The organism is Streptomyces sp. A0958, assembly GCF_004795035.1.
GTDB lineage: Bacteria > Actinomycetota > Actinomycetes > Streptomycetales > Streptomycetaceae > Streptomyces.
Genome location: NZ_SSBK01000008.1, coordinates 1 through 14,153, shown reverse-complemented (window position 1 = coordinate 14,153; position 14,153 = coordinate 1). Strand labels below are relative to the sequence as shown.

Annotated in this window: 14 protein-coding genes and 4 pseudogenes; 9 read left to right on the top strand and 9 right to left on the bottom strand. The window is 69.1% G+C overall.

The window, feature by feature from the left end; genetic code table 11:
• Window positions 1-321: 321 nt before the first annotated feature.
• Together E6P78_RS11005 and E6P78_RS11000 are read right to left on the bottom strand one after the other, a co-directional pair.
• A pseudogene (locus E6P78_RS11005) lies at window positions 322-1,470 on the bottom strand (transposase); the annotation flags it as partial.
• Window positions 1,448-1,987 carry a hypothetical protein gene (locus tag E6P78_RS11000; protein ID WP_136203371.1) on the bottom strand — a complete coding sequence of 180 codons (540 nt, stop codon included), beginning with the start codon at window positions 1,985-1,987 and terminating at the stop codon, window positions 1,448-1,450. The pseudogene E6P78_RS11005 and the gene E6P78_RS11000, both read right to left, overlap by 23 nt.
• Before the next feature lie 290 nt (window positions 1,988-2,277).
• On the opposite strand from E6P78_RS11000, the gene E6P78_RS10995 reads away from it, so the two are divergent.
• From E6P78_RS10995 to E6P78_RS10975, 4 genes are all read left to right on the top strand, one after another.
• Complete coding sequence (locus E6P78_RS10995) at window positions 2,278-3,828, top strand: phage/plasmid primase, P4 family (protein ID WP_136203370.1); 1,551 nt, start codon at window positions 2,278-2,280, stop codon at window positions 3,826-3,828.
• A 150-nt stretch (window positions 3,829-3,978) separates the two neighbouring features.
• Entirely contained in the window at window positions 3,979-4,368 is a 390-nt protein-coding gene (locus E6P78_RS10990; protein WP_136203369.1) for a DUF6009 family protein, read from the top strand.
• Window positions 4,369-4,594: 226 nt separating this feature from the next.
• On the top strand, window positions 4,595-4,801 hold the full coding sequence (locus tag E6P78_RS10985) for a hypothetical protein (protein WP_136203368.1): 207 nt from the start codon (window positions 4,595-4,597) through the stop codon (window positions 4,799-4,801).
• Window positions 4,802-5,265: 464 nt separating this feature from the next.
• Entirely contained in the window at window positions 5,266-5,604 is a 339-nt protein-coding gene (locus E6P78_RS10975; protein WP_103554942.1) for a MerR family transcriptional regulator, read from the top strand.
• A gap of 220 nt (window positions 5,605-5,824) precedes the next feature.
• Here E6P78_RS10975 and E6P78_RS10970 read toward each other — a convergent pair whose 3' ends face one another.
• The 3 genes and pseudogenes from E6P78_RS10970 to E6P78_RS10960 form a co-directional block, all read right to left on the bottom strand.
• Entirely contained in the window at window positions 5,825-6,268 is a 444-nt protein-coding gene (locus E6P78_RS10970; RefSeq protein WP_136203366.1) for a DUF2267 domain-containing protein, read from the bottom strand.
• A gap of 33 nt (window positions 6,269-6,301) precedes the next feature.
• Window positions 6,302-6,696 (bottom strand): annotated as a pseudogene (locus E6P78_RS10965) (DUF2267 domain-containing protein).
• A gap of 104 nt (window positions 6,697-6,800) precedes the next feature.
• A complete protein-coding gene (locus E6P78_RS10960; RefSeq protein WP_136203365.1) occupies window positions 6,801-7,232 on the bottom strand; it encodes an Hsp20/alpha crystallin family protein in 432 nt (143 codons plus the stop codon).
• 128 nt (window positions 7,233-7,360) lie between these two features.
• Between E6P78_RS10960 and E6P78_RS10955 the strand changes: the two genes are divergently transcribed.
• Complete coding sequence (locus E6P78_RS10955; protein ID WP_136203364.1) at window positions 7,361-7,984, top strand: type III effector protein; 624 nt, start codon at window positions 7,361-7,363, stop codon at window positions 7,982-7,984.
• Between the two features lie 410 nt (window positions 7,985-8,394).
• Here the strand turns inward: E6P78_RS10955 and E6P78_RS10945 are convergent, their stop codons facing one another.
• The 3 genes and pseudogenes from E6P78_RS10945 to E6P78_RS10935 form a co-directional block, all read right to left on the bottom strand.
• Window positions 8,395-8,676 (bottom strand): hypothetical protein, encoded by a 282-nt coding sequence (locus E6P78_RS10945; RefSeq protein ID WP_136203363.1) that lies wholly within the window; start codon window positions 8,674-8,676, stop codon window positions 8,395-8,397.
• A gap of 2 nt (window positions 8,677-8,678) precedes the next feature.
• Window positions 8,679-9,062, bottom strand: a pseudogene (locus tag E6P78_RS10940) (transposase family protein); the annotation flags it as partial.
• A 108-nt stretch (window positions 9,063-9,170) separates the two neighbouring features.
• The gene (locus tag E6P78_RS10935; protein ID WP_240799137.1) at window positions 9,171-9,719 is read right to left on the bottom strand and encodes a hypothetical protein; all 549 of its coding nucleotides are present in this window, start codon (window positions 9,717-9,719) and stop codon (window positions 9,171-9,173) included.
• Window positions 9,720-9,997: 278 nt separating this feature from the next.
• Between E6P78_RS10935 and E6P78_RS10930 the strand changes: the two are divergent.
• Window positions 9,998-10,611: pseudogene (locus E6P78_RS10930) on the top strand (terminal protein).
• 186 nt (window positions 10,612-10,797) lie between these two features.
• Here the strand turns inward: E6P78_RS10930 and E6P78_RS10925 are convergent.
• Window positions 10,798-11,241 (bottom strand): hypothetical protein, encoded by a 444-nt coding sequence (locus E6P78_RS10925; RefSeq protein ID WP_136203362.1) that lies wholly within the window; start codon window positions 11,239-11,241, stop codon window positions 10,798-10,800.
• 116 nt (window positions 11,242-11,357) lie between these two features.
• On the opposite strand from E6P78_RS10925, the gene E6P78_RS10920 reads away from it, so the two are divergent.
• From E6P78_RS10920 to E6P78_RS10910, 3 genes are all read left to right on the top strand, one after another.
• On the top strand, window positions 11,358-12,128 hold the full coding sequence (locus E6P78_RS10920) for a hypothetical protein (RefSeq protein ID WP_136203361.1): 771 nt from the start codon (window positions 11,358-11,360) through the stop codon (window positions 12,126-12,128).
• Between the two features lie 677 nt (window positions 12,129-12,805).
• A complete protein-coding gene (locus E6P78_RS10915; RefSeq protein ID WP_136203360.1) occupies window positions 12,806-13,042 on the top strand; it encodes a hypothetical protein in 237 nt (78 codons plus the stop codon).
• Complete coding sequence (locus E6P78_RS10910; RefSeq protein WP_136203359.1) at window positions 13,042-13,317, top strand: hypothetical protein; 276 nt, start codon at window positions 13,042-13,044, stop codon at window positions 13,315-13,317. The genes E6P78_RS10915 and E6P78_RS10910 overlap by 1 nt, the downstream gene beginning before the upstream one ends.
• The last annotated feature ends 836 nt before the right edge of the window (window positions 13,318-14,153 follow it).

The window sequence follows — 14,153 nt, the reverse complement described above, 5'->3', positions numbered from 1 at the left end:
TCGAACGGGACAGCACCCGGTCCACGGCGGACGTACAAGTGTGCGGCACTTGATCGGGCGCCAGAATCTAAGCAGGCATTCCCTCCCGGGTCCGGACCTTCCCCCGTAATGGCTTGAAAGGGGAGTTAGGCCTCGGGGAACATCGGTACAGCGGTTGGCGCTGAGAACGATCTTGGTCAGCTAGCCTCGGCGTTTCGGTTGGGGTTGCTGGGCGGCTGAGCGAGGTTGTTTGAGGCTGGGTCGGCCGGTGGGCATGGTGAGGGCCCGACGCGGGGTCGGGTTCTCCGAGGTCCTTGGGTCGAGGTGGGCGGGGGCGGCGGGTCAGCTGGCGGGGCGGGGCAGTGCGGTCAGTCGGTGGAATGCGGCCGCGAGCTCGTGTCGCCAGGGCCAGGTCGCCGATATCCGGAGGTGGAGGCGGTGGCCGCCCCGGGTGATCCGGGCGGCGACGTGCAGGAGCCGGTAGCGGAGTTTGCTGGGTTCGGCCGTCGCGAGTTCGCCGTCCAGGAGGAGGACGCGGGTCCGGGCGAGGAGGTCGATCGCCGCGAGGCTGAGTTCGAGCCAGGCGGCGTTGACGCCGGAGCGGCGGGAGGGGAAGCGGCCGAAGCCGGTGGTCTTGCCGCACCGGATGTGGTCTTCGACGCATGCGTGTCCGCGGTGGCGGACCTCAAGGAACTGGGCCGGGCCGGAGGTGAACGGGGTGCCGGTGAGGAACGCCTGGTGCCGCAGGCCCTCGTCCTGGTCGAAGAGCGAGAGCTGGGCTCCGGGGTGGGGATGTTCGCGGCGGATGATGATGCGGGTGCCGGCGGGGTAGCCGGCAAGGTCGGTCATGCCGGTCAGTTCGGCGACCTCGGCGGACTCGCGGAGGGTGCTGTCCTGGTCCAGGGCGGGGTGCCAGACCTGCTCGGGCAGGGCCCGGATCGCGCGGCGGACTCGGTGCGGACGAGGATGTCGGTGCCGTGCCGGTGGGCGTGGGGGATCTGCGCGAGAGCGTCGTCCAGCACCGCGATGTGATCCGCGGCCGTGTTGGCTCCGGAGTTTCCGGGCCGAAGGCGCCCGGACATGGCCTCGCCGGTGTTGGCCAGGAAACACAGCAGGGGGGTGGAAGCTGAAGCCGCCTTTGTGGGTGGGTGCGGCCTGGACCTTCTCCGAGTGGCAGGTGATCAGCGTGGCGTCGATGTCCAGGACCAGTCCGGGCACTTCCCGTCCGCCGGCTTTCGCCGCCGGTATGCCACAGCTGGTCTCGGATGCCTGGAGCCAGGCCACTTCCCGGGCCTGGGCCCGGCGGCCCAGTACGCGTTCGTCGACGGCGGCCAGCAGCCTCCAGGCAGTCGGTGTCGAGGCGATGGGGCCGAACACCTCGCGCTGGTCGCGCAGAACGGCCAGATCCGTGATGGCCTCGCCGCCGGCAGCTACCATCACCGCGAGGTCGGTCGCGATCCGGCCCGGGTCATGACCAGTACCGCGTGGCCGGGCCTGCGACCGGAGATGTCGCCGCAGAGCCATAGGGCTCGGGAAGGTCGACCGATACGACCGCTTCGACCAGGTGCGTCTTGTCCGCGGGCCGGCCGGTGGCCTGCCACACCAGCCGCGCCTTCCGTGCCCTGTTGTGCCCGAGTTGGCGGAAGCCCGTGGCGTAGTCGATCGCACCGTCCCCGGGGTTGCGCAGGGCCGTGGGGAAGGCGGAGTCGTCCAGTGCCTGGGCGAGGGCAGCGACAGTCCTCTCCGACAGCGGGCGCCAGGCGCCGGCCTCTCCCATCGGGAGGTTGATGCCGGTACGCAGGATGAAGTCGGCGGTGGGCTGGCCCTCGTTGTCCCTCTCCAGGTTCGGGGACATGACGTTCTGCCCCATGGGCAGCACCCTCGCCGACGGCTCCTCCCGGGCGAGCTGGAGGAGTCGGTTACGGTCGGCGGTGGCATTGCGTCCGCTCAGCCGGATCGGTGCCTTCAGCTTCACCAGCACCGGCCGGGGCGCGACATCGGCGTCCACGCGGACAACCACCGACCGGTAGCTGATGCTTCGGCCCCGTAGCGGGCTGAGTCCCATTCGGTCCCGTGAAGAGAAAAGCCAGGTCAGTGGTGTTTAGGCGTGGGCCGGGCGGCCTTGCCCCAGCACGTACGTCGACAAGGACAGCCGTTGTTCCGTCAGCCCGAGACCTCGTCGACGGGCCATGCCCCGCGGGCCGACGGTGCCGCCGGCCGGGAACACCTCCTGGACGGGGTGGCCCGGTGGGCGCCGTACGCGGAGGCCGGGTGCCGAGCCCGGTCTCGGGGACGGTCATGAGCGCCGAGCCGGCGCGGTTCGATGCGCAGGGCGCAGCCGAGCAGGTTCTTGAGCACGGCCGCGGCCTTCCCTCGGGGCAGCCGGTTCTTCCTGCCCAGCAGTCGGATGCCCGCTTCCCGGTCCCGGACGCGGGGGTGCTGCCGGGTGCGTTGACCGATCGCGGTAACGCGAAGTTGTTCGCCCGCCTGTACGCGGATCAGTTCCGGTACGTGATCGGGATGGGCTGGCACGCGTGGGACCGCTACCGGTGGAGACTGATCGGAGGGGAGGAGGAAGCGGTCTGGGCGGCGGGCGACATGGCGGAGAGCTTCGCCGACACCGACCCGAAAGACCGTTTCAGCAGCCGGGACATTGCCGCGCACCGCAGGCGCTCGGAGTCGACGGCGGGGGTGAAGGCCATGTTCTTCCAGGCCCAGGCGGCTCCCGGGATGCGCCTGGACCCTCAGGTCCTGGACGGTGACATCTACGCCCTGTGCACGCCGGGCGGGGTGGTCGACCTGCGTACGGGAAAGCTCAGCGACCCGAACCCGCTCAGTGACATGCACTCGCGGGCCACCCAGGTCGCCCCTCGCACCATGCCGATCCCGCGGTGGCAGCGGTTCTTGAGCGACACCTTCGGCGAGGACGAGAAGGGACTGGAGACCACCCGATTCCTGCACGTGCTGCTGGGCTACTCGATCACCGGCGACGTCGGCGCCCAGGTCCTGCCGTTCCTTTACGGCACGGGGGCCAACGGCAAGTCGGTGTTGCTGGAGACCATCACGCAGATCCTCGGCGACTACGCCAACGCCGCCCCGCCGGGCTTCTTGATGGAGAAGGGGAAGTTAGCCGAGCACAGCACGGAGCTGACCGAGCTCCATGGCCGGCGGATCGTGGTGTGCAGCGAGCTGAAGCAGAACGACAAGTTCAACGAGTCCCGCGTCAAGCTCCTGACCGGCGGCGACCGCATCACCGCGCGCCGGATGCGGCAGGACTTCATGGCCTTCGCCCCGACGCACAAGCTGTGGCTGCTGGGCAACCACCGTCCCGAGGTCGGGACCGGCGGGCACGCGTTCTGGCGCCGCATCCGCCTCATCCCGTTCGAGCGCACGGTCCCGAACGAGCTGAAGATCGACAACCTCGGTGCCGAGCTCGTACAGGATGAGGGCCCGGGCATCCTGCAGTGGCTGATCGACGGCGCCCGCCTCTACCTCACCACCCGCGACCCGCTGACCGGCCCCGACTCCGTACGCCTGGCCACCGCCGCGTACGAGACGACCGAGGACCACGTCGGCCGCTTCCTCACCGAACGCTGCACCCGCAGCACCGACGGCCGCCCCAACCCGGAGCCGCGCGTCGAACAGAAGCTCCTCTACGAGGTCTACGGTCGCTGGTGTTCGGAGGAGATGATCCGCCCCTCCACGAGCCGGGCGTTCGCCGCCCGCATCCGCCAGGAGCTAGGCCTCGCCTCACCGGCGGACATGATCAAGAACAACGCGACCAAGCTCTACCCCGGCCTCGCCCTGCTCGCCGAGGACAGCGACACGGACGAGGAAGCAACGCCATGACAACGACTGGCACCCCGAGGCCGGGGGGGGAAGAACAACCGTACGATGAGAGGTACCCGCGCCAGGAGTTCCGCCGGCCCGCCGAAGGCGGGGCAGTATGAACAGGACACCTGTCGGCGGCTACTTGGCCGCGGACCATCAGGAGGCGACATGAGCGCGATGCCGCGGGAAGGCGATCTCGCCCAGGAAGCCGAGATCGTCTGGCTGGAGAGCACCGAGGACCTCGACTACGTCCGCCAGGCCCTCGACAAGGTCACCACACGCCGGGGCAAGCCCCGCTACGAACGCGACGGCCGGCTCGTCGGCTACACCAACCTTGCCCCGAAGGCGCGGGCGCTGCCGGACAGCGGCCTCTTCGTCCGCCGCACGTTCTTCCTCCTGCCCCACGACCGCCCCAACCGGCCCGACGACCCCGAGGGCCCGTACACGGTCGGCTCACCCCTCGAAGCCGTCGACCCCCGCACCATCGGCGTAGGCGTGGCTGGTGCCAAGACCCCCCGCTCCCAGGCCACCACGCAGATACAGGCCGCTTCGTCCTGAAAACGTGAGTACGACGAGCGAAACGTTGATGTACGCGGACACGTCGGCCGGGACGAACGGCGCCCTGGGACGGGCCCGCCGACGGCGGCTTGCGTGTGGCGCTCGGGCCGTACCGAACCACCGGGCCCCGTCCCCCGTCGGCGCCCAGTAACAGCCGGCCGCTGTACTCCTGTGCGCGGCGGCCGGAACGCGAAGGGGCCCGTCCTTACGTACGGGCCCCTTCGCCGTGTTGCTGCTCATCGCCTCACAGGGAGAACCACTGCAGCCGCTCGCCGGTCGCGGTGTCAACGGCAGTCCGATCCGGACGGAACTCGATCGTGCGTTCGGGCTCTCGGTGCTGTTTGAGTTCGATTATCTCATCGTCGAACGCGCGAAAATCTGTGGTGGCTGGAGTAGACATTGGGTGGTGGCCTGGTTATGGTTTCTCTCGTAACACAGGAAGTCAGCAGGGTCTGGCAGAGACGAACTGCCGGGCAGCAGTGCCGCAGTTGCAGTTGGCAGGACGGTGCGGGAGTGGAGTTTCGAAGCCAGGGTTGTTGCAGGACGGCGACGGGACTGGCGACCGGACCGGGTGGCCCGCAGTGCTCAGGGGCCGCCGTGAGCAGTACCGCAGTGCCAGCAGTACGCAGTTGATCACCGAGGAAAGAACGGAGGAGCCAGGCGCCATCAGGATCGCCCGGGCGGAAGTCTTGAGCCCGGGTACCGCAGGACATCGATAGTGAGGTGGTCTCCGGTCAAGCAACCGCGATCCCCGTACCCCCGACAGCATTCCCGTCGGGTCAGCGGAAACAGAGCGCCGGCGCAGTACCAGGGCCGGCAGATGGTGTAGCAGTTCCTCCGGGGCCCTGGTGTCGAACGACACCAGGGCCCCTCAAGCGTGTTCCACAGAGAGGTGCAATGACAGCAGACGACACCTTCGGCCGTCTCGACGACGACGACTACCCCGCCTACACCATGGGCCGGGCCGCCGAGATGCTCGGCACCACCCAGGGCTTCCTCCGCGCCATCGGCGAGGCCCGCCTGATCACCCCGCTTCGCTCCGCGGGCGGGCACCGCCGCTACTCCCGCTACCAACTGCGCATCGCCGCCCGGGCCCGGGAGCTCGTCGACCACGGGACCCCGATCGAGGCCGCCTGCCGCATCGTCATCCTCGAAGACCAGCTCGAAGAAGCCCAGCGCATCAACGCCGAATACCGCCGCGCCGCCGAGTCGTCCGCTCCGCCGGCCTCGGCCTGAGACGGCGAAGACCTGCATCTGCCCCGAGTGGCTTCGCGGCTGGCGCCCGCACCTACTGCCCGGGACGCCTCGGCGTCCCGGGCAGCCTCGTCTTCGTCATGGCTCCAGCCCCGCCCGGAGCCCGGCTGTCACGCCGGGGCAGCGGCGGCCTCTCCCTGCGGAGTGCGCGGGCCGTGGACCGTCGTCCAACCTCCCGTGGCGCTGGAAGGGCACCGGCCGTTTACGCGGCGGGGGTGAGTTCGGCGCGGCCGAACAGCAGGGCGTAGCCGGCGGGGAGCTGGTGCAGGATGCGGGTGATGAGGTCGGGGCCGGTGTGGGCGGTGACGGCGGCGAAGACGGAGCCGGTGTCCCAGCGGGTGGTGGCCAGGGAGGCGCCGGAGCGGGCGGCGAGGTCCTTGACGAAGGCCCATCCGGTCAGCGGTTGAGGGTCGGGGATCTGCGCGGTCAGCACACGAGCGGCCTCCCGGGGCAGGCAGCGCGCCAGGTCGACGCGTTCGTCGCCGGTCAGCTGGCGTCCCAGCCCCGAAAGGACCAGGTGGACGGCTTCCTCAGCTCGCTCGCGGGTGGGGTAGGCGCCTTCGTAGCGGACCTTCTCCAGCATCTGCTCGTACACCGTCGAGTACGGCTGCTGGCGCTCAAGCGGTACGCGTACGTCGGTGATCACTGCGGTGGATTCCTTTCATGGGAGCCAGGGTGGTCAGGTGGGCTGGGGGCGGCCGAAGTGGAGGTCGTAGCCGGTGGGGAGCTGGAGCAGGATCTGGCCCAGCAGGTCATCGCCGGCCGTGTCGGCGACCGTTGAGAGGACGGCGCCGACGTCCCAGGTCGCGGTGTGCTCGGTGGCGCCCTCGATCCAGGCCGCAGTGGCCCGCAGGAACCGCTCCGGTGGCAGCGGTTCGGCGCTCCGGAGCGGGTTGAGCAGGATCAGGGCGCATTCCTCCGGCAGGCGTGCCGCGAGCTGGGCGCGGGCTTCGCCGACCAGGTGCGCGCCGAGCAGGGGAGCACCACGCGGGCCGCGCGCTCGGCTTCCTCCACGGTGTCGTACTCGCCGCGTTCCTTGACGCGGTCGAGGAACGCTTCGCGTCGCAGAGCCATCTCGGCCGCCACCCCTTCTTGTTCCATTCGGATGCCCGTGGGGGTGCGGAGGGCGGGGTGAGGGGGAGATCAGGTGCCCGTCCTCCGCACCTGTCCGGCCGGTGTCAGCCGGAGATCTCCTTGTTGCCGGATCCGACGCCGACAGAGATCTTGCGGGGCTTGGCGCGCTCGGCGATCGGGATGCGCAGGGTGAGCACGCCCGCGTCGTAGTCGGCCTTGATGTGCTCGGTGTCGAGGGTGTCGGCGAGCACGATCTGGCGGGAGAAGACGCCCAGCGGCCGCTCGGACAGTTCCACCTGCACGTCGTCACCCTTCGCCACCGGCCGGCGCTCGGCCTTGACGGTCAGCATGTTCCGCTCGACGTCGATGTCGAGCGCGTCCGCGGTGACGCCGGGAACGTCGAAGGCCACCACGTACTCGTCGCCCTCGCGGTAGGCGTCCATCGGCATCGCCGAGGGCTTCGACCAGGTGCCCGGGCCCATCAGCTGCTGCGCCAGCCGGTCCAGCTCACGGAAGGGATCAGTGCGCATCAACATCGTGAAAACACCTCCAGCAGGTTCAGGCAGTTACTGCCAATGCGCTTCACTGACACCGTTGTAACATGTCATCCAATGGATGACAAATGAGATGTCGTCTGCCTGATGACAACCTGAGGGAGGTGCCCGTGACCCCGGCCGACCAGCCGCCCCCGACCCGCGCCGACGCCCACAGCCCGGTGTCGTTCCTTGCCGCCGCGGCGGCCCTTGACGCCATCGACGACGCCCTGCGTGAAGCCCAGCACGAGACCCCAACCGCCCCCGCCCCCGGTCCGGAACAGGCCCTGGCCTCCTTGTCGCTGCTGCGGCAGGTCCGCGAGCAGCTAGCCGGATGGGAGACCGGCCTGATCGAAACCGCCCGCGACGCGGGCGCCAGCTGGGCCGACCTCGCCCGCCCCCTCGGCGTCGCCAGCCGACAGGCCGCCGAACGCCGCTACCTGCGCGGCCGCCCCGGCCCCGCAGGGACCACCGGCGAACAGCGCGTGACGGCCACCCGCCGAGCCCGGGCCGCCGACCGCACCACCGCCGCCTGGGCCCGCCGCAACGCGGCCGACCTGCGCCGCCTCGCCGGCCAGGTCACCGCCCTCACCGACCTTCCTGCCGCCGCCCGCCGCCCGCTCAGCGAGCTCCACGCAGCCCTCGCCCACGACGATCCCGCCGACCTCATCGCCCCCCTGGCCGCCGCCCGCCCCCACCTGGCCGCCGCCCACCCCGACCTCGCCGCCCGGCTCGACACCCTCACAGCCCCGTAGTACGAGTCAACGCCAGCCGCCCGACGGCGACGCCGGGCCTGTGCCGCCGGCCTCTCTCCAACGGGCACACCGCCCGGCGTCACCCGCCGCAGGCGGCGCTCGCTGACCCGGCCGGATGCGAAGGTGAAGCCGGCCCCGGACCTGGTCGGCCGCGACTTCCAAGCCGAGCGCCCCGGCACCAAGCTGGTCGGCGACATCACCTATCTTCCGACGGGCGAGGGCTGGCTCTACCTCGCCTGCTGGCTGGACCTGGCCACCCGCGAGGTCGTCGGCTACGCGATGGCCGACCACCACCGCGCCGAGCTCGTCGTGGACGCCCTCGACATGGCCCACGGCCGAGGCGATCTGGAGTCCGGATGCGTGGTCCACAGTGATCGCGGAAGCGAGTACACGTCGTCTCAATTCCGTTGTCAGATAATCAAGTTGGGGCTACGGCAGAGCTGCGGACGCACCGGCTCGTGTTTCGACAACGCCGCAGCGAAAAGTTTCTGGGCCCTACTCAAGGAGGAGATCGGAACCCGGACCTGGCCCGACCGGCTACCGCCCGCGCCGAGGTCTTCAACTTCATCGAGACCTTCTACAACCGCCGCCGCCTGCGCAAACAAAAAATCTTCGGTTACCTCACCCCGGCCGAGACCAGGCAGCGGCATCAACACGCCCTCGCGGCATAACGAACGAGTGTCCAGGATCACGGGGAAACTTCATGTTTCTTCTTCCCCGAGTAGTACGACTGGTCGGCAGCGATGCGATCGATCGGCAGCACGGTGCCGTCGAGGATCACGTACGCCTTCTTCCGCACAGCTGTCATGGCCTGTTCCAGCGTGGGCGCGAGAGCGGCCATGAGGTCAACGGCCTCGCGTATGTACCGGTAGACCGTCGCGATCCCGACGCGGAAACCCGCTGCAAGACGGGCGTAGGTGTCGCCGCAGCGCAGGTGGGCCAGGACGAGCAGGGCCTGCCGGCCACAGGTGAGGCGACGCCACCGGGAGCCGATTTGACGGCGGTGACCTGCGAGGAGACCGGCGAGGTGCTGCAGGGCACGGCTGGACAGATCAATACCGGACGGGTAGACAAGCACGCGAAAGCTCCTGGCGGGCTGGTGATCATGGTCGGGAACCCGTCTACCAGGAACATTCTTCATGCCCGCCGCCGGGGCAGCCGACCCAGCCACCCGTCACGAAGCGGTTCAATACGTCAGCCACTCTCTCTCGGGGACCAAGTCCTCGATCCATTCCTGGCCTCGCATGGCCCACTGAGGAGCAAGGAACACGGGGCGACAGCGGGCGTGGTCACCGTTCTGCTGGCAGCGCAGGATCAATCCCAGACTGAGGAGATACGGCTCCCCGTGGGGCCCGAAGCGCAGCCCGTCGACATACTCGGGCAGAGTCGGATCCTCAAGTGTTGACGCGGTCTCCTCAAGCCAGGGTTCGAGTTCCGAGGGCAGCCGGCCAACCAGAGGAGTGCCGTCGAGGCTGACTTGGGGGCCCCGGCAGGCGTCAACAGCCACTGCAGCCAAGGTCTGGGACTCCTGGTCGTAGTAGGTGTCGATGCCAACTCCGGAGAAGGGATACCAACGCGCATACATCTCGCCCCACCCTGTGATCGGCTCGCCCAGAGCGGCTGAGACTTCCTCCTTGCTCTGACCAAACCGTATGGGCCCCACGGACTTCGATGGGACCCACGCCCACTCAGGACGCTCCCCGTCCCAGAGGAACCTCTCCGCGAACCAGACCAACGAACCCACCCCCGATCGAACATGCGTGCAGGAAGCATTCTCGCAAGGCGCGTTGCGGGGGCACCACGCGCCTGCCTGCGGGGCCCGATCCAGAATCCGGAGCGAGCCCTGGGCGACAGTGGTGGCACCGCCTGCCAGGGGCGAGACGCCGACGAGGATCGAAGGTGCAGGCAGCGGATCGGGTCGCGTTCACTCCGGCAGGTGGCATCGCATCGCAATGATGGTCCAGGCAGCCTCTGTCCCCCAGCACACCTCAACGTGAGGTTGGAAAAGGCTCAATGATCCGTGGCCTCCTGGAACGTATAAGCGATCACGAGCAGCAGCAGCCGGCCCCGCGCCGCGGCAAGGTCCTGGAAACCCTCGCGCGGGCGGAGCGGAAGGTTTTCACCCGGCCTGCTCCGAAGTCCGCAAATGCACAGGTGAAATTCCTCCTCACGCGGGCGAAGGGGTCGGCCAAGGCTCTGGCAGAGCGGCCGGGCGTCTCGCGCCGCACCGTGGAGCGCTACCCATCCGGGAAGCTGACGACACCGCAGAAGCGCCTGGCGGCGCCTTGGTGGAGGAGACCGAATCCGAGTGGAAACCCCAGGTCAGGGCACAGGCACACGTGGCGGCGGCCACCTCCCAGGGGATGATGGCGGACGTCACGGCGTACTTCGGGTTCACGTGCACGGGCAGCTCGGACGACGGCCGCGAGCGCCATATCACCACGGACATCTCGCCCACCTACGTGAAGCAGATCCTGGAGCTCCAGGAGGCCGGTGCGACGGAGGAGGATCTGCATCCCATCGTCGCGGAGGCCATCACAAAGTCGTATTTCACAGAATGGGGCACCCGGGCCAACGGGCTGCGCGCGGATTTCACGTCCGTGTCGTCAATTTCTTTCCGGTTCTGACCCGGCCGAAATTACCGGACCTGCTATAAACCAGATGAGCCGAAGCACGATAGCTGTCACCGAAACAAGGGTGTTGTCACCAGCGGCCAACGGAGCACGCAGGGGTGACTGTGCGAGCTGAAGAGCGCGCGTCGCAGTGAGCGAGATGTGCCTCGTGGGCGCGGAGGCACACTGCGGTCGAACGCTTCACCGCGGGGAAGGGCGTCGGCGCACCGCTGCGAGGAATCCTGTGATGAGGGCCAGTAGCAGCAGTGCGAGGCCTGCAAAGATCACAGGATTCACCCAGCCTGACGCCAGCTCGGTTCCCACGCCGTCCGATGTGACGCACTGTGCACTGACCGGCAACGTCCATCGCGTCACTACGTGATCGCCAGGTACGCCCTGCGCCGCGCACATTTGATCCGGGTCCAAAATGTAGAACCCCGACATCACGCCCCACGAGTACGCTCCGAACGCCGCTGCGCCGGCCATGACCGCCAGCACGACGGAGGTGGCGAGGTTTGGCAGGCGCCCGACCAGGATCGGTCGCTGCTTGCGGACCCGTAGGACGAAGACGATGGCAGCGCCCAGGAGAACCCCGGACGCCAGGAAGGGTGCAAAGAGCACAGCAAGGAACAGAAGATCAGCCACGTCTGCCCAGACATCACCCGAGGAGGAGCGGTTCCAGCGGAGGTGGTGACACTCACCAAGCTTCGCGCACCTTCGGTGACAGACACCGAATCCGCACCACGAAGACGAGGTTGAAGATGACCACGCCCTGGCCGCCCCCGCGTACCGTCCGCCGCCCGCTCGCCCCGCGCGTTGCCGTACCCCGGGAGCCGGTCGACCCGGCCCGGATCGGCCATCGCGTCGTACGGCGCCGGGCGAAGGGCATGGACGCCGACGCGATCGCGGAGGCCCTCGATGACGCGCGGTTCGACGCGCGGCAGGCGTCCCGGCACGAGGACCTGGCCGACGACGCCCGCGGCCCAGCGGAACTCGCGGAGTGGGAACGCATCAACCAGCTGCTCGCCACCGCGCCGACGGGCACCGCCTACGACCCGGACACCGACCCCGTCGTCCAGGCCGAGCTGGCCGCCGAAGCCGCGGCCGCCGCCGCCCGGGAAGCCGACCTGCGCGAGGCCGCCCGGGTCGCGGCCCGCGCCGACGAGCTCCAGGCGCTGCGCGAGCTCGGCACCCTGGAGCAGACCGAGCCCCGCGCCGGGGACGAAGCCGTACGCGACGAACTCACCCGGCAAGCCGGCGGCTACGTCCAGGACGACGTCGACGCCTGGCTCGCCCGCTCCCTGGCCGCGTACCTCGGGCACTACCGCGACCCGGCCGACCGCGAGGAAGCCGCCGGCCTTCTCACCCCGCCGGTCCTCGCGCACGCCGCGCTGCTCACCGAACTCGTCCGCCTGGTCCCCGACGCGGACATGGAGCAGCTGGCGTTCGCGGCCCGGCTCGCCACTACGGAACCCGAAGCCGCCGGTGACCTCGCCACGTTCCTCGCCCGCGTCCGCTTCGACGCCAGCTGACCGCACCACGCCCTTCCGGCTGTCCCTTGACATTGAAGTTGGACCAGTTGCCATCGAAGTAGGACTGCGGGCCTGGGGCATTCGGCGGGTATGAGGCGTTGGTGGCTGTGGGTGGGAGTGCCGGTCGTCCTGGGAATCGCGGCGGGCGCCGGTACGACCCTGCTGACCGACAGAGATTGGGGCGGTGAGCTGGTGGCTCGCTGCGTGATGTTCTCGGTTGTCTACGCGGTGATCAGGCCAGCGATGCTCCTGCGCCGCTCCGCGGGGGGAGAAGAGCGGATGCCGGCGGCGGACGACGGGACCTCGCGCGACCGAGGGAGGTAGGTTCCGGATGCGGCGGCGATCCAACTTCCGTGGCAGACGGTCCAGGTCCGTTGTCACTGGACACCGGCCGCGTGTCACGCTGACTGAGCGTGAGCGTGACACCGGCTGTCACGTTCCCTCGGGAAAGCGTCACGCAACCTCGAACGTGTCCTTGTATGTCCGTTTCTCGGGGCCCGCAGGGGCTTCTAGGGCGGTTTCGGGGGTGGAGCGTGATACGTAAGAGTTGATCTTCCGAGCGCTTATGAGCAGTACGGAACGTAGTCACGAGGGGCGGTTCAGCCGGAGTGGCCCCGGGCCCCCCGGCCCGGCGATACCGTGGTGAGCAACGCCAGTTCTGCCCTCTGGAGCCCTCGATGAGCGAACAGCCGGCCCCCGCCGACACCACCGTCCGGCAGCAGCTGGAGGCTGACGCTGCTGACGGGCTGCGCGCGTACGCGGCCCGGACCCGGGAGAGCGCCGACCAGCTCGCCGCCGTCCTGGAGGACATCGCCGCCAACGGCCTGCCCCCGGTGGAGGGCTGCACGCCGTGGGAGGACCTGCGCGAGACCCACCTCGCCCGGCTCACCGCGCAGCGCCCGGCCGTCGCCTGATGCCCGCACCGCACGGCCCGCGCCGCCGCGCCCGGATCGCGTTCTCCGACTCCGCCGCCAAGCAGCTGGACTCCCTCACCAGCGAAACCGAGCTCCACGCTCTCGACCGCGCCCTGGTCGTCCTCTCCGTCGACCCCGACGCCGGCGAACTCCTCCCCGGCGACAGCAACGGCCCGCGGCTGCGCCAGTACCTCGACGACGTCGAACGGGTCCGCCTCGTGTACTGGGTGACCGCGTTGAAGACCGTGGTGGTCGTGGCGTTCATCGAGGTGTAGCAGCCACCCGCCACCCTCCCGCTGCTCCTGGTGCTGCTCGTGCTCCTGGTCGTGCTGCACAGTCGTTGAATGGGGGCTCGGAAGGCAGCGCAGCATTTACATGGCCCGGTCGGCACACGGGTGCTGCTCGTACAGCAAGGCCGGCCTCGCGGTCGCAGCGGGCGCCGCTGCGGCCACGCACCGGCTGGGTTGTTCTGCTGCTCCAGAACAACCCGGTTTAGCCAGTGCTACCGGCGCTGCGCCCTCTATGGGCATGACACCGGTGCCGCGCCCGTGGTGCGATGTGCTGGTTTGGTGTTAGTGGGGCGGTGTCAGTGACGGTGCGTCATATCGGGGCTTTCTCGCTGGTCGGGTGTTGAGCGAGGGCGTGGTCACTGACGCGGGGCGGTACCTGGTGCCGTCATGGCTGTCATGGGGCGGTACACCCCGCCCCATGCCGCTGTCTCGGGAACGGTACTTCTGATCTTTTAGAGGGCTGTGCGGCGGCACCGTGGTGGGTGTTGGTGTCCGCGAGGGGAAGGCCTTTTCGGTGGGGGAGCCGGGTGCGTGGGGTGAGGTCGTGTCGGGGTTGGGGGTGTCCAGGCCGGTGCTGGTGGCGCGGCTGCTGGTTTCTGCAAGAACAGCTTGCCCAACCAAATTTTCCTCCAAAGCTGGAGAACGGGTGATGATCTGCCAGTTTTTGTCGGTGGTGGTTCGGCGTTTTGATGTCAGACGCTGTTGTCTTTCCGGGTCTGACGACTGTGTTTTCGCTGGTCATGGGTAGGGGCGGCGTCGGTGTGGGAGTGCTGGGGTGTCGTTTCGTCGCTCTCGAGGAGGTCGCGAATGCCGTCGGTTGT

Coding starts and splice junctions, on each gene's coding strand:
- E6P78_RS10995 (WP_136203370.1), top strand. CDS start 2,278: ATGAGCGCCGAGCCGGCGCGGTTCGATGCGCAGGGCGCAGCCGAGCAG.
- E6P78_RS10990 (WP_136203369.1), top strand. CDS start 3,979: ATGAGCGCGATGCCGCGGGAAGGCGATCTCGCCCAGGAAGCCGAGATC.
- E6P78_RS10975 (WP_103554942.1), top strand. CDS start 5,266: ATGACAGCAGACGACACCTTCGGCCGTCTCGACGACGACGACTACCCC.
- E6P78_RS10960 (WP_136203365.1), bottom strand. CDS start 7,232: ATGTTGATGCGCACTGATCCCTTCCGTGAGCTGGACCGGCTGGCGCAG.
- E6P78_RS10920 (WP_136203361.1), top strand. CDS start 11,358: ATGACCACGCCCTGGCCGCCCCCGCGTACCGTCCGCCGCCCGCTCGCC.
- E6P78_RS10915 (WP_136203360.1), top strand. CDS start 12,806: ATGAGCGAACAGCCGGCCCCCGCCGACACCACCGTCCGGCAGCAGCTG.
- E6P78_RS10910 (WP_136203359.1), top strand. CDS start 13,042: ATGCCCGCACCGCACGGCCCGCGCCGCCGCGCCCGGATCGCGTTCTCC.